Source organism: Pseudomonas sp. LS_2 (assembly GCF_042709235.1).
In the GTDB taxonomy this organism is placed as follows: domain Bacteria; phylum Pseudomonadota; class Gammaproteobacteria; order Pseudomonadales; family Pseudomonadaceae; genus Aquipseudomonas.
This window is the reverse complement of the sequence record NZ_JAVAYC010000006.1, coordinates 84,937-104,498: the sequence shown is the minus strand read 5'-3', so window position 1 is coordinate 104,498 and position 19,562 is coordinate 84,937. Positions and strand designations below refer to the sequence as shown.

General features: G+C 64.4%; 18 protein-coding genes and 1 pseudogene. 6 read left to right on the top strand and 13 right to left on the bottom strand.

Going from position 1 to position 19,562, the window contains the following annotated elements; genetic code table 11:
• The first annotated feature begins 152 nt into the window (after positions 1 to 152).
• From leuS to RAC97_RS07750, 5 genes and pseudogenes are all read left to right on the top strand, one after another.
• A complete protein-coding gene (gene leuS / locus RAC97_RS07770; RefSeq protein ID WP_375099231.1) occupies positions 153 to 2,759 on the top strand; it encodes a leucine--tRNA ligase in 2,607 nt (868 codons plus the stop codon).
• Positions 2,760 to 2,820: 61 nt separating this feature from the next.
• Positions 2,821 to 3,420, top strand: a complete 600-nt coding sequence (lptE, locus tag RAC97_RS07765; protein WP_375099230.1) for an LPS assembly lipoprotein LptE — start codon at positions 2,821 to 2,823, stop codon at positions 3,418 to 3,420.
• Between the two features lie 35 nt (positions 3,421 to 3,455).
• Positions 3,456 to 4,493, top strand: a complete 1,038-nt coding sequence (gene holA, locus RAC97_RS07760; RefSeq protein ID WP_375099229.1) for a DNA polymerase III subunit delta — start codon at positions 3,456 to 3,458, stop codon at positions 4,491 to 4,493.
• A gap of 86 nt (positions 4,494 to 4,579) precedes the next feature.
• Complete coding sequence (gene arfA, locus RAC97_RS07755) at positions 4,580 to 4,744, top strand: alternative ribosome rescue factor ArfA (RefSeq protein WP_375099228.1); 165 nt, start codon at positions 4,580 to 4,582, stop codon at positions 4,742 to 4,744.
• A gap of 53 nt (positions 4,745 to 4,797) precedes the next feature.
• Positions 4,798 to 6,114: pseudogene (locus RAC97_RS07750) on the top strand (lytic murein transglycosylase).
• Between the two features lie 84 nt (positions 6,115 to 6,198).
• Here the strand turns inward: RAC97_RS07750 and RAC97_RS07745 are convergent.
• From RAC97_RS07745 to RAC97_RS07685, 13 genes are all read right to left on the bottom strand, one after another.
• Positions 6,199 to 7,134 carry an LD-carboxypeptidase gene (locus tag RAC97_RS07745; RefSeq protein ID WP_375099226.1) on the bottom strand — a complete coding sequence of 312 codons (936 nt, stop codon included), beginning with the start codon at positions 7,132 to 7,134 and terminating at the stop codon, positions 6,199 to 6,201.
• 133 nt (positions 7,135 to 7,267) lie between these two features.
• Positions 7,268 to 8,284 (bottom strand): lipoyl synthase, encoded by a 1,017-nt coding sequence (gene lipA / locus RAC97_RS07740; RefSeq protein WP_375099225.1) that lies wholly within the window; start codon positions 8,282 to 8,284, stop codon positions 7,268 to 7,270.
• Between the two features lie 2 nt (positions 8,285 to 8,286).
• Positions 8,287 to 8,934 carry a lipoyl(octanoyl) transferase LipB gene (lipB, locus tag RAC97_RS07735; RefSeq protein WP_375099224.1) on the bottom strand — a complete coding sequence of 216 codons (648 nt, stop codon included), beginning with the start codon at positions 8,932 to 8,934 and terminating at the stop codon, positions 8,287 to 8,289.
• Positions 8,934 to 9,209 (bottom strand): DUF493 domain-containing protein, encoded by a 276-nt coding sequence (locus tag RAC97_RS07730; protein WP_213658440.1) that lies wholly within the window; start codon positions 9,207 to 9,209, stop codon positions 8,934 to 8,936. Before RAC97_RS07730 ends, lipB begins: the two co-directional genes overlap by 1 nt.
• 74 nt (positions 9,210 to 9,283) lie before the next feature.
• Positions 9,284 to 10,444, bottom strand: coding sequence for a D-alanyl-D-alanine carboxypeptidase family protein (locus RAC97_RS07725; protein WP_375099223.1), 1,161 nt, complete (start codon positions 10,442 to 10,444; stop codon positions 9,284 to 9,286).
• A gap of 160 nt (positions 10,445 to 10,604) precedes the next feature.
• Complete coding sequence (locus RAC97_RS07720; RefSeq protein ID WP_375099222.1) at positions 10,605 to 11,606, bottom strand: septal ring lytic transglycosylase RlpA family protein; 1,002 nt, start codon at positions 11,604 to 11,606, stop codon at positions 10,605 to 10,607.
• Entirely contained in the window at positions 11,606 to 12,616 is a 1,011-nt protein-coding gene (gene mltB, locus RAC97_RS07715; RefSeq protein WP_375099221.1) for a lytic murein transglycosylase B, read from the bottom strand. The genes RAC97_RS07720 and mltB overlap by 1 nt, the downstream gene beginning before the upstream one ends.
• A gap of 17 nt (positions 12,617 to 12,633) precedes the next feature.
• Positions 12,634 to 13,737, bottom strand: coding sequence for a rod shape-determining protein RodA (rodA, locus tag RAC97_RS07710; protein WP_375099266.1), 1,104 nt, complete (start codon positions 13,735 to 13,737; stop codon positions 12,634 to 12,636).
• 38 nt (positions 13,738 to 13,775) lie between these two features.
• Positions 13,776 to 15,665 carry a penicillin-binding protein 2 gene (gene mrdA / locus RAC97_RS07705; RefSeq protein ID WP_375099220.1) on the bottom strand — a complete coding sequence of 630 codons (1,890 nt, stop codon included), beginning with the start codon at positions 15,663 to 15,665 and terminating at the stop codon, positions 13,776 to 13,778.
• A 16-nt stretch (positions 15,666 to 15,681) separates the two neighbouring features.
• Positions 15,682 to 16,149: a 23S rRNA (pseudouridine(1915)-N(3))-methyltransferase RlmH gene (gene rlmH / locus RAC97_RS07700; RefSeq protein ID WP_375099219.1), complete on the bottom strand. Its 468-nt coding sequence runs from the start codon at positions 16,147 to 16,149 to the stop codon at positions 15,682 to 15,684.
• Positions 16,150 to 16,158: 9 nt separating this feature from the next.
• Entirely contained in the window at positions 16,159 to 16,581 is a 423-nt protein-coding gene (rsfS, locus tag RAC97_RS07695; RefSeq protein WP_375099218.1) for a ribosome silencing factor, read from the bottom strand.
• A gap of 44 nt (positions 16,582 to 16,625) precedes the next feature.
• Entirely contained in the window at positions 16,626 to 17,285 is a 660-nt protein-coding gene (gene nadD / locus RAC97_RS07690; protein ID WP_375099217.1) for a nicotinate-nucleotide adenylyltransferase, read from the bottom strand.
• 1 nt (position 17,286) lies between these two features.
• The gene (locus RAC97_RS07685) at positions 17,287 to 18,558 is read right to left on the bottom strand and encodes a glutamate-5-semialdehyde dehydrogenase (RefSeq protein ID WP_375099216.1); all 1,272 of its coding nucleotides are present in this window, start codon (positions 18,556 to 18,558) and stop codon (positions 17,287 to 17,289) included.
• Between the two features lie 310 nt (positions 18,559 to 18,868).
• Between RAC97_RS07685 and RAC97_RS07680 the strand changes: the two genes are divergently transcribed.
• Positions 18,869 to 19,561, top strand: a complete 693-nt coding sequence (locus RAC97_RS07680) for a DNA-3-methyladenine glycosylase (RefSeq protein ID WP_375099215.1) — start codon at positions 18,869 to 18,871, stop codon at positions 19,559 to 19,561.
• Position 19,562: the final 1 nt, after the last annotated feature.

Sequence of the window (19,562 nt, the reverse complement as noted above, 5' to 3'; positions counted from 1 at the left end):
GGCCCGCGCGGCGCCTTTCGCAATCTGGGTTTCCCACGATGCGCGGCGCTCATGTATGCTACGGCGTTCACTCCAACGACACCGCAGTGCCGGACGCAGCGAGGTTCCGCTGCCTGGAAACAGGGTCTTTTACCTCTCAGCAAAAAGTAGCCATGCACGAACAATACCAGCCCCGTGAAATCGAAGCCGCCGCCCAGACATTCTGGGACGAGCAACAATCGTTCGCTGTCACCGAACAGCCAGGCAAGGACACCTTCTACTGCCTGTCGATGTTCCCGTACCCGAGCGGCAAGCTACACATGGGCCACGTGCGCAACTACACCATCGGCGACGTCATCGCCCGCTACCAGCGCATGCTGGGCAAGAACGTCCTGCAGCCGATGGGTTGGGATGCCTTCGGCATGCCGGCGGAAAACGCCGCGATGAAGAACAACGTCGCCCCGGCGAAGTGGACGTACGAGAACATCGAGTACATGAAGACCCAGCTCAAGAGCCTGGGCCTGGCCTTCGACTGGTCGCGCGAAGTCACCACCTGCAAGCCGGACTACTACCGCTGGGAGCAGTGGCTGTTCACCCGCCTGTTCGAAAAAGGCGTGATCTACCGCAAGAACGGCACCGTCAACTGGGACCCGGTCGACCAGACCGTACTGGCCAACGAGCAGGTCATCGATGGCCGCGGCTGGCGTTCGGGCGCGCTGATCGAGAAGCGCGAAATCCCGATGTACTACTTCCGCATCACCGACTATGCCGACGAGCTGCTGGAAAGCCTCGACGAGCTGCCGGGCTGGCCTGAGCAGGTCAAGACCATGCAGCGCAACTGGATCGGCAAGTCGCGCGGCATGGAAGTGCAGTTCCCCTACGACCAGGCCAGCATCGGCCACGCCGGCGCGCTCAAGGTCTTCACCACTCGCCCCGACACGCTGATGGGCGCCACCTACGTGGCCGTCGCCGCCGAACACCCGCTGGCCACCCAGGCCGCCCAGGGCAACCCGGCGCTGCAAGCGTTCATCGACGAATGCAAGAGCGGCAGCGTGGCCGAAGCCGACATGGCGACCCAGGAGAAGAAGGGCATGGCCACTTCCCTGCTGGTCGAGCACCCGCTGACCGGTGAGAAGCTGCCGGTGTGGGTCGCCAACTATGTGCTGATGCACTACGGCGATGGCGCGGTCATGGCCGTACCTGCCCACGACGAGCGTGATTTCGAATTCGCCCACAAGTACAACCTGCCGGTCAAGGCCGTGGTGCGCACCCCTGCGGGCGATGAAGTCGGCAGCGAGTGGCTGGCCGCCTATGGCGAGCATGGCCAGCTGATCAACTCCGGTGAATTTGATGGCCTGGACTTCCCGGGCGCCTTCGACGCCATCGAAGCGGCGCTGATCCGCAAGGGGCTGGGCAAGTCGCGCACCCAGTTCCGCCTGCGCGACTGGGGTATCAGCCGCCAGCGCTACTGGGGCTGCCCGATCCCGATCATCCACTGCCCATCCTGCGGCGACGTACCGGTACCGGAAGACCAGCTCCCGGTCACCCTGCCGGAAAACGTGGTGCCGGACGGCGCGGGCTCGCCACTGGCGCGCATGCCCGAATTCTACGAATGCACCTGCCCGAAATGCGGCACCGCGGCCAAGCGCGAAACCGACACCATGGACACCTTCGTCGAGTCGTCCTGGTACTTCGCCCGCTACGCCTCGCCGAACTACGAAGGTGGCCTGGTCGATCCGAAGGCCGCCAACCACTGGCTGCCGGTAGACCAGTACATCGGTGGTATCGAGCACGCCATCCTGCACCTGCTGTATGCGCGCTTCTTCCACAAGCTGATGCGCGATGAAGGTCTGGTCACCTCCAACGAGCCGTTCAAGAACCTGCTGACCCAGGGCATGGTGGTCGCCGAGACCTACTACCGCGTGGCCAGCAATGGCGGCAAGGACTGGTTCAACCCAGCCGATGTCGAGATCGAGCGCGATGCCAAGGCCAAGATCGTTGGCGCACGCCTGAAGACCGATGGGCTGCCAGTGGAAATCGGCGGCACCGAGAAGATGTCGAAGTCGAAGAACAACGGCGTCGACCCGCAGGCCATGATCGACGCCTACGGCGCCGACACCTGCCGCCTGTTCATGATGTTCGCCTCGCCGCCCGACATGAGCCTGGAATGGTCCGACTCCGGCGTCGAAGGTGCCAGCCGCTTCCTGCGCCGTGTCTGGCGCCTGGCCCACGCCCACGTCAGCCAAGGCCTGCCTGGCAAGCTGGAGATCGCCGCGCTGAGCGACGAGCAGAAGGTCATCCGCCGCGCCATCCACGCGGCGATCAAGCAGGCCAGCACCGACGTGGGCCAGCACCACAAGTTCAACACCGCCATCGCCCAGGTGATGACCGTGATGAACGTGCTGGAAAAAGCCCCGCAGGCCAGCGAACAGGATCGCGCCCTGCTCCAGGAAGGCCTGGAGGCCGTGGTGCTGCTGCTGTCGCCGATCACCCCGCACCTGAGCCACGAACTGTGGAAGCAACTGGGCCACGACCAGGCCGTGATCGATGCCACCTGGCCGACCGTGGACGAGAGCGCACTGGTGCAGGACACCCTGACCCTGGTGGTACAGGTCAACGGCAAGCTGCGCGGCCAGGTCGAGATGCCTGCCGCCGCCAGCCGTGAGGAAATCGAAGCGGCCGCCCGCAACAACGAGAACGTCTTGCGTTTCCTCGATGGCTTGACCATCCGCAAGGTCATCGTGGTACCGGGCAAACTGGTCAACATCGTCGCCAACTGATGGCAGCGCCCGCTCGCGCACTGTGCGAGCGGGCGTAATCGGCCCACAAGGGAGCAACAACATGATCAAACGCAATCTGCTGGTTATAGGCCTGGCCGTCTTGCTCAGCGCCTGTGGTTTCCAGCTGCGCGGTACTACCGAACTGGCCATCAAGGAGCTGGACGTCAGCGCACGCAACGCCTACGGCGAGACCGTCACGCAACTGCGACGCGCGCTCCAGACCAGCGGCGTGAACGTCCACGCGGGCGCCCCCTACAAGCTGATCCTGACCGACGAGCAGGAAGAGCAACGCGCCGCCACCTACTCCGGCGGCAGCCGCTCGGCAGAGTACGAGCTGACTGCGGTGCTCAAGTACGCCATCGTCGGCCAGAACGATGCCCTGCTGCTGGAAGACAAACTGGAAGTACGGCGCATCTTCATCCATGACGGCAACAACATCACCGGGTCCGGCCAGGAAGCGACGCAAGTGCGCGAGGAACTGCGCGGCGACCAGGTCCAGCGCATGCTGGTTCGCCTGCAACAGCTGACCCCGGCACGCCTCGAGCAACTGCAGCAGCAGGCTGACGAACGCGCCCGTGCCGAGGCCGAAGCGCTGCGCGAAGCCCAGCGCATCCAGGACGCCACGCCGCAGCAGTCGCCGCTGGAAATCCCGGCGAACTGAGCCGGACCGGGGCACTTCGGTGCCCCGCCCTTCCCATGAAGCTAGCCCCCGCCCAACTCAACAAGCACCTGCAAGGCAGCCTGGCCCCCGTTTACGTGGTCAGCGGCGACGACCCGTTGCTGTGTCAGGAAGCCGCCGATGCCATCCGCAATGCAGCGCGCCAGCAAGGCTTCGACGAACGCCAGGTATTCAGTGCCGACGCCAATTTCGACTGGGGCAACCTGCTGCTGGCCGGTGCCAGCCTGTCGCTTTTCGCCCAGAAGCGCCTGCTCGAACTGCGCCTGCCTTCCGGCAAACCGGGCGACAAAGGCGCTGGCGCACTGATCGAGTACTGCTCGCGCCCTGCCGAAGACACATTGCTGCTTATCAGCCTGCCCAAGCTCGATGGCAGTGCGCAGAAGACCAAGTGGGGCAAGGCATTGGTGGAAGGTGCGCACTGCCAGTTCATCCAGATCTGGCCAGTGGACGCCCAGCAACTGCCGCAATGGATCAACCAGCGCCTGGTGCAGGCCGGGTTGTCGGCCCAGCGCGATGCCGTGGACCTGATCGCTGCGCGAGTAGAGGGCAACCTGCTGGCCGCGGCCCAGGAAATCGAGAAGCTCAAGCTACTCGCCGAAGGCAACCAGATAACTGTGGAAACCGTGCAGGCCGCCGTGGCCGATAGCGCACGCTTCGACGTGTTCGGCCTGGTCGATGCCATTCTCAATGGCGAGGCCAGCCATGCCCTGCGTATGCTTGAGGGCTTGCGCGGTGAGGGCGTGGAGCCTCCGGTGATTCTCTGGGCGCTGGCGCGGGAACTGCGCCAGCTGGCCGGCCTGGCGCAACAATTCAGCCAGGGCGTGCCGCTGGAAAAAGCCTTCAGCCAGGCGCGCCCGCCAGTGTGGGACAAGCGTCGCCCCCTGGTCAGCAAAGCCCTGCAGCGTCTCAGCGCACAGCGCTGGGCGCAACTGCTGCAGGACGCCCAGCGCATCGATGCACAGATCAAGGGCCAGGCCGAAGGCTCGCCATGGACCAGCCTGGCGCGGCTGTCGCTGCTGATGGCCGGGCAGCGGATCGCCCTGCCGCCGGAGTAACGCCGGTCATAAATACAATCAATTGGTCCCACCCTCCCAGTGGCCTTAGAGTGCGCCCCGATCACCACCCAACCGGGAGTCTCGCCATGAGCAAAAAGCCGAAAAAACACGGCCCGAACAAGGCCAAGTCGATCATCGCTCAACCCCTGTTCCGCAGCCGCCAGGAACAGCCAGGAAAAGGCAAAGGCAGCTACCGCCGCGAAGCCTTCCACTCGAGAGAGTGGGAGGCTTCTTCCTTTCTGGCGGCATGAAAAGACGCAGTCATGGTATGGTCTGCACTTGAACTGCAAACCTGGACCTGTGCATGCCCCTCCGTCTTTCCCTACGCTGGCAACCCCGCCAGCTGATCGCGGCTTCAAGCTTGATCCTGCCCGTCGCCTGCGCGTAAAAACCCACCGCCGCCGATGCCCTGCCACTGCCCCCCGCCCAGCCCAACCCGGTGGTTACGCTGCCGGGCACTACGCCCAGTGCCAGTAACGAAATCCAGCCACTGCAAACCTTCGCCCAATGGCAGGCGGGCTTCCGCCAGCAAGCCTTGCAGGCCGGCATCAGTGCCTCACTGTTCGACCGCGCGTTCCTTGGCGTCACCCCGGATATGGACGTGATCAAGGCCGATCGCAGCCAGCCGGAGTTCACCCGCCCGGTCTGGGAATACCTCGATGGCGCGCTGTCGCCAGTGCGCGTGCGCAATGGCAAGAAGCTACTCGAGCAGCATGCCGAGCTGCTGACCCGCATCGAGCAACGCTATGGCGTAGACCGCCAGACCCTGGTCTCGGTATGGGGCATGGAGAGCAACTTCGGCACCTTCCAGGGCAACAAGTCGGTGATTCGCTCACTGGCCACGCTGGCCTATGAAGGCCGCCGCCCGACCTTCGCCCAGGACCAGCTGATCGCGGCGCTGCAAATCCTGCAGAACGGCGATATCCAGCCGGAGGCCATGCGGGGTTCGTGGGCCGGGGCCATGGGCCAGACCCAGTTCATCCCCACCACCTACAACACCCACGCGGTCGACTTCGATGGCGACGGCCGCCGCGACATCTGGAACAGCAGCGCAGACGCCCTGGCCTCGACCGCCCACTACCTGCAAGCCTCTGGCTGGAAACACGGCCAGCCCTGGGGCTTCGAGGTGCAGGTGCCGGCAGGCTTCGACTACTGGCTGGCCGACGGCGCACAGCGCAAGCCGGTCAGCGAATGGTTGCTGCTGGGCGTGAAGCTGCCTGCTGGCACCCAGCTGCCGGTCGGCAGCAGCCAGCTCTCCGCCGCCCTCTTGTTGCCGGCAGGCGCCCGCGGGCCGGCGTTCCTGGTACTGGACAACTTCCGCGCGATCCTCAAATACAACAATTCGTCGTCCTATGCATTGGCCGTTGGCCTGCTGGGCGACCGTTTCAGCGGCTGGGGCTTCATTGCCGGTAGCTGGCCGAAAGATGACCTGCCGCTGAGCCGCAGCGAGCGCATCGAGCTGCAGAACCTGCTCAATGCCAGTGGGCATGAGGCGGGCAATGCCGATGGCATCATCGGCGCCAATACCCGCAAGGCCATTCGCAATGCCCAGCAGGCGCAAGGCTGGCCGGCGGATGGTTATCCGACCCACAAGTTGCTCGATAGCCTGCGTCAACGCTGAAATCGCGGCGACTTCTTCGCGGGTAAACCCGCTCCCACAGAGTAACTGTGGGAGCGGGTTTACCCGCGAAAGTGTCACCACGGTCTAACTGAACAACGCCTGTTCCAGCACCAAAGCCTGCCCATCACTGTCCAACCGCACCCTGGCGCCCAATGGCAGGCACAGGTTCGGGTCGCAATGCCCACTGCGCCAGTCGGCCAGCACTGGCACACCCAGCGGCTCGAACGTATCGCGCAGCAGCGGCGTCAGCGCCGCCACGCTGACCCCAGCGAAATCTCCCACCAGCACACCACGCACGCCCGCCAGCTTGCCTGCCAGGCGCAACTGGGTCAGCAGGCGATCGATCCGGTACAGCGGCTCATTGACGTCTTCGATAAACAGGATGCTGTCCTGCGTATCGACCTCGGCCAAGGTGCCTAAGGTCGCCCCCAGCAACGAAAGATTGCCCCCCACCAGTCGACCGCTGGCGACGCCCGGCACCACCGAGGTCAACGGGTACGCCGCAGGATGGGCCAGCTCATCGCCCGCGCCTTTCTGGCCGCTTAGCTGTTCGAACAGGGAGCTGGCCGTGGGCTCCAGTTTGTTGCCCAGCAGGTCGGCATTGAGCATCGCACCATGGAACGTGACGAAGCCCGCGTAGCGGTTGATTGCGCTGTGCAGGGCAGTGATATCGCTGTAGCCGATCAACGGCTTGGGGTGGCGTCCAATCAGGTCGAAATCCAGGCGGTCGAGCAGGCGCATGCTGCCGTAGCCGCCGCGCATGCACAGAATGGCATCTATCCCAGGGTCACTGAAGGCATCGTGCAGGTCCTGAGCACGCTGCGCGTCGGAGCCTGCCAGGTAGCCTTGCGCCTGCTCGACGCCCGGGTAGAGGCGGCATCGGTAGCCCCGCTCGGCAAACCACTGCTCGGCCTTGCCGGCGTCCAGGCGGGCGGGCCCTGCAGGCGCGACGATAGCGAAGCAGGCATTGCCTGGCAGGGCCTCGGGCAATACCCGTGTCGGCGATTCAATACGGTTCATCGAACAACTCCTTGTGGGGTGATGAGCGTCAGTCTGCCCGGCAGCCATCGCCTCACCCACTGGGATACATACCAGGCAAAAAAATGCCGATGCGGCCATCAGGCACGCATCGGCATTTTCACTCAGGCCCAGCTCAGAGCTTGATCTTGGCTTCGTGCGCCTGCTGGTCGGCGTGGTAGGACGAACGCACCAGCGGCCCGGAGGCAACGTTCTTGAAGCCCATCTTGTAGCCTTCCTCGGCGAACCAGGCGAAGGTGTCCGGGTGGACGAAGCGCTGCACCGGCAGGTGGCTGCGCGAAGGCTGCAGGTACTGGCCGAGGGTCAGCATGTCGATGTCGTGCTCGCGCATGCGGTGCATCACCTCGATCACTTCTTCGTCGGTTTCGCCCAAGCCAAGCATCAGGCCCGACTTGGTCGGTACGTGCGGCACCAGCTGCTTGAAGCGCTGCAGCAGGTCCAGCGACCAGTCGTAGTCCGAACCGGGACGTGCGGCCTTGTACAGGCGCGGCACGGTTTCCAGGTTGTGGTTGAACACGTCCGGCGGGGTCTGCGCGGTGATCTCCAGCGCAACCTCCATGCGACCACGGTAGTCCGGCACCAGGGTTTCCAGTTGCACGCCCGGCGACAGCGCGCGGATCTCGCGGATGCAGTCGGCGAAGTGCTGGGCACCGCCGTCGCGCAGGTCGTCGCGGTCCACCGAGGTGATCACCACGTACTTCAGGCGCAGGTCGGCAATGGCAATGGCCAGGTTCTTCGGCTCGTCCAGGTCCAGCGGCTTTGGTCGGCCATGGCCCACGTCGCAGAACGGACAGCGTCGGGTGCAGATGTCGCCCATGATCATGAAGGTGGCGGTACCGCCGGAGAAGCATTCGCCCAGGTTCGGGCAGGACGCCTCTTCGCACACGCTGTGCAGCTTGTGCTTGCGCAACAGTTGCTTGATGCGGTCGACCTCCGGGGAAACCGGGATACGCACGCGGATCCAGTCGGGCTTCTTCGGCAGCTCGTCGGTGGGGATGATCTTGACCGGGATGCGCGCCACCTTCTCGGCGCCACGCAGCTTGACCCCAGCTTCCACCTTCTTCGGCGCGGGGCGCGGGGTGGCATCCTGGGTAGGGATCAGGTTCGGCACGGCTTCTTGCACAGTTGTCATATTCAGTCGATTCCGCCCGTGAGGGTCGTCTGCTCTGCATAGTCGAGGTGCCTGACCAGCTGTCCACGCAGCCTCGTCCTGACCTCGTCGAGTTCGATCGGCCCTGCCAGGTCGCGCAGCTGGGTCATCGCCAGCCCGGCATACCCGCAGGGGTTGATTCGGCGGAATGGCGCAAGGTCCATGTCCACGTTCAAGGCAAGGCCGTGGAAAGAACGACCATTGCGAATTCGCAAGCCCAGCGAGGCGATCTTCGCCCCGTCGACATATACACCCGGCGCATCGGGCTTGGCCACTGCCTCGACGCCGTAGCTGGCGAGCAACGCCACCAGCGTCTGCTCGATGCGGCTGACCAGCTCGCGCACACCGATGCCCAGGCGCCGCACATCCAACAGCAGATACGCCACCAGCTGGCCGGGGCCATGGTAGGTCACCTGGCCGCCGCGGTCAGTCTGCACCACTGGGATATCGCCTGGCACCAACAGGTGCTCGGCCTTGCCGGCCTGGCCCTGGGTGAACACCGCCGGATGCTCGACCAGCCAGATTTCATCCTGGCTATCCGGGCCTCGCTGCTCGGTGAAGCGACGCATCGCCTCCAGCACCGGTTCATAGCGCTGCAGGCCAAGATCGCGAAAACCGAGGCATGCCTGCATCACAGCACCATTTTCACGATGCCGGTGGCTCGCAGGGCGCTGTTGATGTCGTGCAGCTGGTTCTCGCTCTCGGCGACGATGTGCAACTGCACGGTGGTGTACTTGCCTTCCTTGCTCTGACGCTCGGCCAGTGTGCTCAGGTCGACCTTGGCGTGCTTGCTGAGGATTTCGATCACGGTATCGCGGAAACCGACCACGGTATCGCCGATGACCTTGATGGGGTAATCCTCGCAGGGGAATTCGATCTTGTGCGACTTGACGTCGGGTTCGCTCATGGCGCAAACGCCCTCGTAAGGCGTGGCAACAACAATGCCCCCGCGGCGTTACGCGGGGGCATGCAGGTCACGTATCAGTTGAACAAGCCATAGAAGAATAGACGAATGCTATCCCACATACGGCGCAGGAATCCGCCTTCCTCGACGCCATCGAGGGCGATCAGGTCGGCGCTGTGAACCACTTTCTCGTCCAGTTTGACTTCCACTTTGCCGATCACGTCACCTTTGGCGATAGGCGCGGTCAGTTGCGGATTCATGGTCATCGAAGCCTGCAGGCGCTTCAACTGGCCTTTAGGCATAGTCATGGTCAGGTCGTTGGCCAGGCCGGCCTTCACCTGGTTGGTGGCGCCTTTCCAGACTGGCGCCTGGCTCAGCTCGGTGCCCTTCTGATAGAAGGTCTGGGTTTCGAAGAAGCGGAAACCGTAGGTCAGGAGCTTCTGGGTCTCGGCAGCGCGAGACTGCTCGCTGTTGGTGCCGAACACCACGGCGATCAGGCGCTGGCCGTCACGTACCGCCGACGCCACCATGCAGTAGCCGGCTTCCTCGGTATGGCCGGTCTTCAGGCCATCGACCGTCTTGTCGCGCCACAGCAGCAGGTTGCGGTTGGGCTGCTTGATGTTGTTCCAGTAGAACTCTTTCTGCGAGTAGATCGCGTAGTGCGCCGGGTCTTCGTTGATGATCGCGCGCGCCAGCAGGGCCATGTCGTGTGCCGAGGAGTAGTGCTCCGGGTGCGGCAGGCCGGTAGGGTTCATGAAGTGGCTGTTGGACATGCCAAGATCGGCGGAGGTCTTGTTCATCATGTCGGCGAAGGCGTCTTCGCTACCAGCGATGTGCTCGGCCAGGGCGACGGAGGCATCGTTGCCCGACTGGATGATGATGCCGTGCAGCAGGTCGCTGACGGTGACCTGGCTGCCGACCTTGATGAACATGCGCGAACCACCGGTACGCCAGGCGTTCTCGCTGACGGTGACCGGGTCGTTCTCGCCGATCTGGCCACGGCGGATGTCCAGGGTGGCGATGTAGGCGGTCATCAGCTTGGTCAGGCTGGCTGGCGGCAGGCGCTCGTCACCGTTGTTCTCGACCAGCACGTTGCCGCTGGACGCATCCATGAGTACATAGGACTTGGCCGCCAGCTGCGGAGGCGCCGGCATCATCTGCTCGGCCGCGAACGAAGCGGGCGCGATCAGCAGCAGGACAGGCAGGCAAAGTCGTTTGGCAAGGTTGGTGATGTTCATCCGTCTCTCGTAAATCGATAAGTGTCTGATGTTCCGCAGGGGGCCTGCGGCGTTTCAGTCTGCTTTGGGCTGGCGCACAGCCCTTGCCTCAAGGGGCAAAACCGCCATTGTACATGGCGGCGCCCGGCAATTCATGACAAAACCGACCGCCAGGGCCGGTTCAGTCAGTGACCACCTTGGCCTGCCCCAGGTTGGCCAGGCGAATGCTGTCCTGGGCCTGCTGGATCTCGCCCTGGCTGTTGATCGGCCCCAGGCGTACGCGGTGCAGCGTCTGCTGGTTACGCACAACGGAACTGATGAACACCGGCGCGCTGACCATGGTGCTGAGCTTCGAGCGCAGCAGCTCGGCGGCATCCGGGTTGGCGAAAGCACCCACCTGCAGGAAGCTGCCACCGCTGTTGCTCGGCACATTGTTGCCGCCTACCTGAACCGGCACCACGGGCGCTGCATGCTGCTGCGCCGGTGGGGTCCATTGTTCGATGCGCCCGGTATTGGCCGGCGCCGGCTGGGCCTGGGCCACTTGCGGCTCCTTGAGCACCAGCGGAGGCTTCTGGCCGCGCTCGGCCCACCACTGCTCCGGGTCGATACCCTCGACGCGCACGTGGGCGGTGCCGCTCTCGGCATAGCCGAGCTTCTTCGCCGCGGCGTACGACAGGTCGATGATGCGGTCGGAATAGAACGGACCACGGTCGTTCACCCGCAGGATCACGCTACGCCCGTTGGCCAGGTTGGTGACGCGTACGTAGGCCGGCAGCGGCAGGGTCTTGTGCGCCGCGCTCATGCCATAGAGGTCGTAGAGTTCGCCGTTGGCGGTGTTCTGCCCGTGGAACTTGGTGCCGTACCACGAGGCCGTGCCCTCGGCGCGGTAGTTGCGAAATTCCTGTATCGGGTAGTAGGTCTTGCCCAGCACCGTGTAGGGGTTGGCCTTGTAGTTGCCGGTGTGAACCGTCGGGGTGGCATCGGGGATCTTGTTGACGTCAACGTCCCACCAAGGCGCGCCATCCTTGTGGGCCCGGTTGATGTCAAGGCCCGGCTGGGCACGCACGGTGTTGCCGCTGCCGGTCTGCGGTGCCGGGCGGCTGGACGAACAGCTGGCCAGGGCCAGGCCGACCGCGAGGCAGGTCAGCAGCTTGAAGGTGTTGGTGGTAAAGAGTTCACGCATTACTTGACGCCCCGTGCCTGGACCAGCTGTTCGGAAAGCTGATGCACCGCCATGGCGTACATCACGCTGCGGTTGTACCGCGTGATCGCGTAGAAGTTCTTCAGGCCCATCCAGTATTCCGGGCCGTTTTCGCCTTCGAGCCGGAAGGCCGTGACCGGCAGATCATCGCGCAGCGCATCATGACTCGACCAGCCCAAGGCCCGCAACTGTGCGACCGTCTTCACAGGCTCGATGCCGGTGGTCAGCCCTTCGTCGACCCGCGCCCCGCTCACGCTGGCGCGGCTGACCACAGGCTCGCCACCTACCCAGCCATGACGCTTGAAGTAGCTGGCGACGCTGCCGATGGCGTCGTCGGGGTTGTTCCAGATATTGATGTGGCCGTCGCCGTCGAAGTCCACGGCGTAATGGCGGAAGCTGCTTGGCATGAACTGCGGCAGGCCCATGGCGCCGGCATAGGAGCCCTTGAGGGTCAGCGGATCGAGCTGCTCGTCGCGCGCCAGCAAGAGGAACTCGCGCAGCTCCTTGCGGAAGAATTCGGCGCGGGGCGGGTAGTCGAAGCCCAGGGTCGACAGCGCATCGATCACCCGGTAGTTGCCAGTGTTGCGGCCGAAGAAGGTTTCCACGCCGATGATCGAGACGATCACCTGGGCCGGCACGCCATATTCCTGCTCGGCGCGGGCCAGCACGGCCTCGTGCTGGCGCCAGAAATCCACGCCACGGGCAATGCGCGCATCGGTCAGGAACATCGGGCGGTATTCCTTCCACGGCTTGACCCGCTCGGCCGGCCGCGAAATGGCGTCGAGAATCGCCTGCTTGCGCTGCACCTCGCCGAACACGCCCATCAGCTGCTCCTCGGCGAAGCCGTAGTCGCGGGTCATTTCGCCGATGAACTCTGCCGCCTGGGGCGACGCGTCGTAGTCACCGGCACTGGCCTGCTGGGCCGCACCGAGCAGGCCCATCGCGCCGATCCACGGCACGCATCGGGCAGCCCAGCTTCGCACTGCTTGCATTGAACTCTTCACCTTTTTCAAACCTGCGCAATCCACTTGCGGTGCGTGTGGATCGACATCAGAACGCCAAACGATGACAGCAGCGTCACCAACGAAGTTCCGCCATAGCTGATGAAGGGCAGCGGCACACCCACCACGGGCAACAGGCCGCTGACCATACCGATATTGACGAACACATAAACAAAGAAGGTCATGGTCAGGCCGCCCGCCAGCAGCTTGCCGAACAGGGTCTGGGCCTGCGCGGTGATGACCAGGCCGCGACCGATCAGCAGCAGGTAGACGATCAGCAGCAGGCAGATGCCTACCAGCCCAAACTCCTCGCCGAGCACGGCGATGATGAAGTCGGTATGGCTCTCAGGCAGGAAGTCCAGGTGCGATTGCGTGCCGAGCAACCAGCCCTTGCCGAATACCCCGCCCGAGCCGATCGCCGCCTTCGACTGGATGATGTTCCAGCCGGTGCCCAACGGGTCGCTTTCCGGGTCGAGGAAGGTCAGCACGCGCTGCTTCTGGTAGTCGTGCATGATGAAGTACCACATCCCCACGGCGATCGGCACCACGGCGCAGATGGCGCTGAGGATCCAGCGCCAGCGCAGCCCGCCCATGAACAGCACGAAGGCCCCCGAGGCAAGGATCAGCAATGCAGTGCCTAGGTCGGGTTGGCGGACGATGAGCGCGAACGGCACGCCGATCAGCATCAGGCTGATCGCCACGTGCTTGAGGTCGGGCGGCAAGGTGCGCTTGGCCAGGTACCAGGCGATGGTCGCCGGCATGATGATCTTCATGAATTCCGAGGGCTGGAAGCGAATCACCCCGGGGATGTTGATCCAGCGCGTGGCGCCCATGGCGTTATGGCCCATGACATCCACCACCACCAGCAGCAGCACGCCGACCACGTAGCCCAGCGGTATCCAGCGCGCCATGAAGCGTGGCTCGAACTGGGCGATGACGAACATCGACACCAGGCCAATACCAAAGGAGGTCGCCTGCTTCATCAGCAGGTCCCAGTTCTTGCCACTGGCCGAATACAGCACGAACAGGCTGCCGGCCGCCAGGGTCAGCAGGATGAGCAACAGCGGGCCATCGACATGGATGCGCTGCAGGAAGCTGGCGCGCCTGCGCATCACATCCTCGCTGGAGAGCATGCGGTCGAAATTGTTCTTCACGGGGCCGTTTCCTGGGCGACGGTGGCTGGGCCGAACTCGGGCTTGAGGTGGCCGCTTTCGTCGAGCAGCCAGGCATCCATGACCTGGCGCACCACCGGCGCGGCTACGCCGGAGCCGGACTCGCCGTTCTCGACCATCACCGACACCACGATCTTCGGATCGTCGGCGGGGGCGAAGGCGACGAACAAGGCGTGGTCGCGGTGGCGCTCCTGGAGTTTGTTACGGTCGTACTTCTCGCCCTGCTTGATCGCCACCACCTGGGCGGTACCGCTCTTGCCGGCGATGCGGTACTGGACTCCGTTGGTCGCCTTGCGCGCGGTGCCACGGGCGTTATGCATCACCTGCTCCATGCCGTGGGTGACCTTGGCCCAGTCGTTCTTGTCACGCAGGACGATGTCTTCCATGGGGTTCTCGTCCACCGGCGGCTTGCCTTCGATGGTCTTGGCCAGGTGCGGGCGGTTCCACTTGCCCTTGTTGGCGATCAGTGCGGTGGCCTGGGCCAGTTGCAGCGGGGTGGCCTGCATGTAGCCCTGACCGATGCCGAGGATCAGCGTTTCGCCTGGGAACCAGGCCTGACGGCGGGTAGCGCGCTTCCATTCGCGCGATGGCATCAGCCCTGCCGATTCCTCGAACATGTCCAGGGAGACCTTCTGGCCGATGCCGAACTTGTTCATGTAGCTGGAAAGCCGATCGATACCCATCTTGTGCGCAAGGTCGTAGAAGTACGTGTCATTGGAACGCATGATCGCCACATCCAGGTCCACCCAGCCATCGCCGGTGCGGTTCCAGTTGCGGTATTTGTGGTCGTAGTTGGGCAATTGGTAGTAGCCCGGGTCGAACACCCGGGTGCTGGCGTTGATGACCCCCGCGTCGAGGCCCGCGACGGCCACCGCCGGTTTGATGGTCGAGCCGGGCGGGTAAAGGCCGCGCAGCACGCGGTTGAACAGTGGCCGGTCGATCGAGTCGCGCAGCTCGGCATACGCCTTGAAGCCGATGCCGGTGACGAACAGGTTGGGGTCGAAGCTCGGCTGGCTGACCATCGCCAGCACCTCGCCAGTGCGCGGGTCGAGGGCCACGATGGCGCCACGACGCCCGGCCAGGGCCTGCTCGGCGGCTTCCTGCAGCTTGATGTCCAGGCTCAGCACGATGTCCTTGCCGGGAATCGGGTCGGTACGCTTGAGCACCCGCAGCACGCGACCCCGGGCGTTGGTCTCGACTTCCTCATAACCTACCTGGCCGTGCAGGTCGTCTTCGTAGAAACGCTCGATACCGGTCTTGCCGATATGGTGGGTACCGCTGTAGTTCACAGGGTCCAGGGCCTTGAGCTCTTTCTCGTTGATGCGCCCGACGTAGCCGACCGAGTGGGCGAAGTGCGGCCCTTGTGGGTAATGCCGCACCAGTTGCGCCGCCACCTCCACCCCCGGCAGGCGGAACTGGTTGACCGCGATGCGGGCGATCTGGTCTTCGGTCAGCTCGAACAGGATAGGCACCGGCTCGAATGGCCGGCGCCCCTGCTTCATGCGCTTTTCGAACAGGGCACGGTCATCGGGCGTCAGTTCCAGCACTTCGATGATCGTGCTCAGCACGTCCTGCCATTTGCCGGCACGTTCGCGGGTCATGGTCAGGCTGAAGCTGGGCCGGTTGTCGGCGATGATCACCCCGTTGCGGTCGAAGATCAGCCCACGGGTCGGTGGAATCGGCTGCACGTGCACCCGGTTGTTTTCCGACAGCGTGGAGTGATAGTCGTACTGGATGATCTGCAGGTAATACAGCCGCGCGATCAGCACGCACACCAACAGCATGATCGCCACCGCGCCGACCACGACGCGGTTGCGCACCAGGCGGGCGTCTTTCTCGTGGTCCTTGAGGCGGATCTGCTGCGGCATCGGACGGCTTACAGGTTCATTTGTGGTAAGGATGCCCGGACAACACGGTCCAGGCGCGGTAGATCTGCTCGCCGAGCAGTATCCGAACCAGCGGGTGCGGCAAGGTCAGCGGCGACAGCGACCAACGCTGCTCGCTACGCGCGCACACTTCCGGCGCCAGCCCTTCCGGGCCACCGACCATCAGGTTGACCGTACGCGCATCCAGGCGCCAGCGGTCCAGCTCGGCCGCCAGCTGCTCGGTACTCCAGGGCTTGCCATGGACTTCCAGGGTCACGATCCGCTCCCCCGGCTGCACCTTGGCCAGCATGGCCTCACCCTCCTGGCGAATCAGCCGGGCGACATCGGCGTTCTTGCCACGGGTGTTGAGCGGAATCTCCACCAGCTCCAGCGCAAGCTCCGGGGGCAGGCGCTTGGCGTATTCATGCCAGCCTTCCTCGACCCACTTGGGCATGCGCGAACCGACCGCGATCAGGCGCAAGCGCATGACGCGTCCTTATTCCCGGTCCTTGAGCTTGTCGAAGTAGTCGTGGCTGGCGTTTTCCGGGCTGTGGTGCTTGCCATCGTTGGCGCGGCTCTGCTCGGCGCCCAGCCACAGGCGCTCCAGGTCGTAGAACTGGCGTGCAGCGGCGGTCATCATGTGCACGATGACGTCGTTGAGGTCGAGCAATACCCAGTCGCTGTCACCCTTGCCTTCTTCGCCCAGGGGCTGTGCGCCCTTGGCCTTGACCGCTTCGCGGACCTTTTCCAGCATGGCGTTGATCTGGCGGTTGGAAGTACCGGTCGCGATGATCATGTAGTCGGTCAGGCTGTGCTTGTCGCGCACGTCGATGACCTGGATATCCTGGGCCTTGACGTCTTCCAGCGCGGCCTTGGTCAGTTCGACCAGTTCTTCGCCATTGATTTTCTGCTTGGTCATATAAAACTCGTTCAACTCATTGAATGAGGCGCCCCGTGGCGCCCTCAGTTCGACGCACGGTACAGACCGCGCGCCTCGATGTAGGCCAGTACTGCGTCCGGCACCAGGAACCGCACCGACTTGCCGCTGGCCAGCAGCTGTCGGATCTGTGTAGCGGACACCGCAAGCGGGGTCTGCCACACGAACGAAATGTTCCCCGCCGGGCCGGACATGGCGGTGGGATCGCTCTGTGAGCGCGCAGCCAGCAGGTTGCGCAACTCGTCAGGGGGTTCGACATCGGCATCCGGGCGCTGCAGCACCAAGATGTGACAGTGTTGCAGCAACTCCTCCCAGCGATGCCAGCCGGGCAGGCCGCAGAAAGCGTCCCAGCCCAGCACCAGGAACAGCTGGTCGTCAGCACCCAGCTCGGCGCGGATCGACTCGAGCGTGTCGATGGTGTACGACGGCTTGTCGCGCGCCAGTTCGCGGGCATCCACGCTCAGTTGCGCGACCCCCGCTACCGCGTCGCGCACCATGGCCAGGCGGTCTGGTGCCGCCACCTGGGGCGCGTCGCGGTGCGGCGGCCGGGCGTTGGGCAGCAGGCGAAGGTCGTCCAGCTCCATGAACTCGGCGACTTCCAGCGCGCTGCGCAGGTGGCCGATGTGCACGGGGTCGAACGTACCGCCTAGGATGCCGACACGCCGGACTGCCTGGGCCTTGCGCAACTCAGCAGGACTCCTGGCCACGCAGCTGGCCGTCGCCGACTACCACGTATTTCTCGCAGGTCAGGCCTTCAAGGCCGACCGGGCCGCGGGCGTGCAGCTTGTCGGTGGAGATGCCGATCTCCGCACCCAGGCCGTACTCGAAGCCATCGGCGAAGCAGGTCGGGGTATTGAGCATGACCGACGCCGAGTCGACTTCGGCCATGAAGCGCCGGGCCTGGCCCTGGTGCTCGGTGACGATCGCGTCGGTGTGGTGCGAACCGTAGTGGTTGATGTGCTCGATGGCCTGGTCCAGACCGTCGACGACGCGAATCGACAGGATCGCGTCGAGGTATTCGGTGTGCCAGTCGTCTTCAGTAGCCGCCTTGGCCTCGATGATCGCCTGGGTGCGTTCGCAACCGCGCAGCTCTACGCCTTTTTCCTGGAAACGACGGGCCATCTGCGGCAGGAACGCCTGGGCTACGCTGGCGTCGACCAGCAGCGTCTCCATGGCGCCGCAAATGCCATAGCGGTAGGTCTTGGCGTTGAAGGCGATGCGCGTGGCCTTTTCCAGCTCGGCGTGCTCGGCGACATAGACGTGGCAGATGCCATCGAGGTGCTTGATGACCGGCACCCGGGCGTCACGGCTGATGCGCTCGATCAGGCCACGGCCGCCACGCGGGACGATCACATCGACGAACTCGGGCATGCTGATCAGCGCGCCCACCGCTTCCCGGTCGGTGGTCTCGACCACCTGAACCACCGCCGCCGGCAGCCCGGCCTCGGCCAGGCCACGCTGGATGCAGGTGGCGATGGCGCGGTTGGAGTGGATGGCTTCCGAGCCGCCACGCAGGATGGTGGCGTTGCCCGATTTCAGGCACAGGCTGGCAGCGTCGATGGTCACATTCGGACGCGACTCGTAGATGATGCCGATGACCCCCAGCGGCACACGCATCTTGCCGACCTGAATGCCCGACGGACGGTAGTTCATGTCGCGAATGGCGCCGATCGGGTCCGGCAGGCTGGCCACTTGGCGCAGGCCGGTGATCATGCCGTCGATGCGTGCCGGGGTGAGGGCCAGGCGGTCGAGCAGCGCAGCCTCCAGGCCGTTGGCCCGGCCAGCGGCCAGGTCACGTTCGTTGGCCGCGGTAAGCTCCGCGCGCGCAGCGTCCAGCGCGTCGGCGGCGGCCTGCAGGGCGCGGTTCTTCTGCGCGGTGCTGGCGCGGCCGATGACCCGCGAGGCCTCACGGGCAGCGCGACCCAGGCGGGTCATGTAGTCAAGAACGGACTCAGTCATGGGCTCGGTGTCTTGGCAAAGGGGAAATCGGCTGATTATAACTGCCGCGCTGGTATACGCCCAGCGGCGGGTGGCGGATGGTAGAGATTGGCCGTGGGCTGTATGTAGGAAAGATGTAACCGGGCTTATCGGAAACGTCGTTGCCCAGTGCCATCGGATTCTTGAGCAAGCCAATGCCCACAAGGCCTGTACCGAAACTGCAGCAGCGGGCATGCCCGCGAAACACACCACCACGGCCGCGTCGCAGGTTCAGTCTCGATTAAGCAATTAATTGCTATGATCCGAGCCCTCATCACCACGAACCACCCGCATGCACGCCACAGCCCCCTGCCCGGCCCGCGCCCTGCCCGACAGCTTTTTCGACCGCGATGCCCAGGCCCTCGCCCGCGACCTGCTGGGCAAAGTCATCCGCCATCGCCATGGCAACCTGTGGCTGGCCGCGCGCATCATCGAGACCGAGGCGTACTACCTCGTCGACAAAGGCAGCCACGCCTCGCTGGGCTATACCGAAAAACGCAAGGCCCTGTTCCTCGATGGCGGGTACATCTATATGTACTACTCACGCGGGGGCGACTCGCTGAACTTCAGCGCACACGGCCCCGGCAATGCCGTGCTGATCAAGTCCGCCTACCCCTGGGTGGATGCCCTGTCCGATGCCAACAGCCTGGCACAGATGCAGTTGAACAACCCCGATGCCAGCGGCCAACTGCGCCCCGCCGAACGCCTGTGCGCCGGCCAGACCCTGCTGTGCCGGGCCATGGGGCTGAAGGTGCCGCAGTGGGACGCCCAGCGCTTCGACCCTGAGCGTCTGTATGTCGAAGACTGCGCCGTCACTGTACCCAAGGTCATACAGTGCGCCCGCCTGGGCATTCCCCATGGCCGCGACGAACATTTGCCGTATCGCTTCGTCGACGCCGAATTCGCCCGTTTTTGCACCCGGAACCCGCTGCGCCGGGGCCAGGTCGAAGGACGGGATTTCTTTATTCTCCAACAAGGAAGCTGAC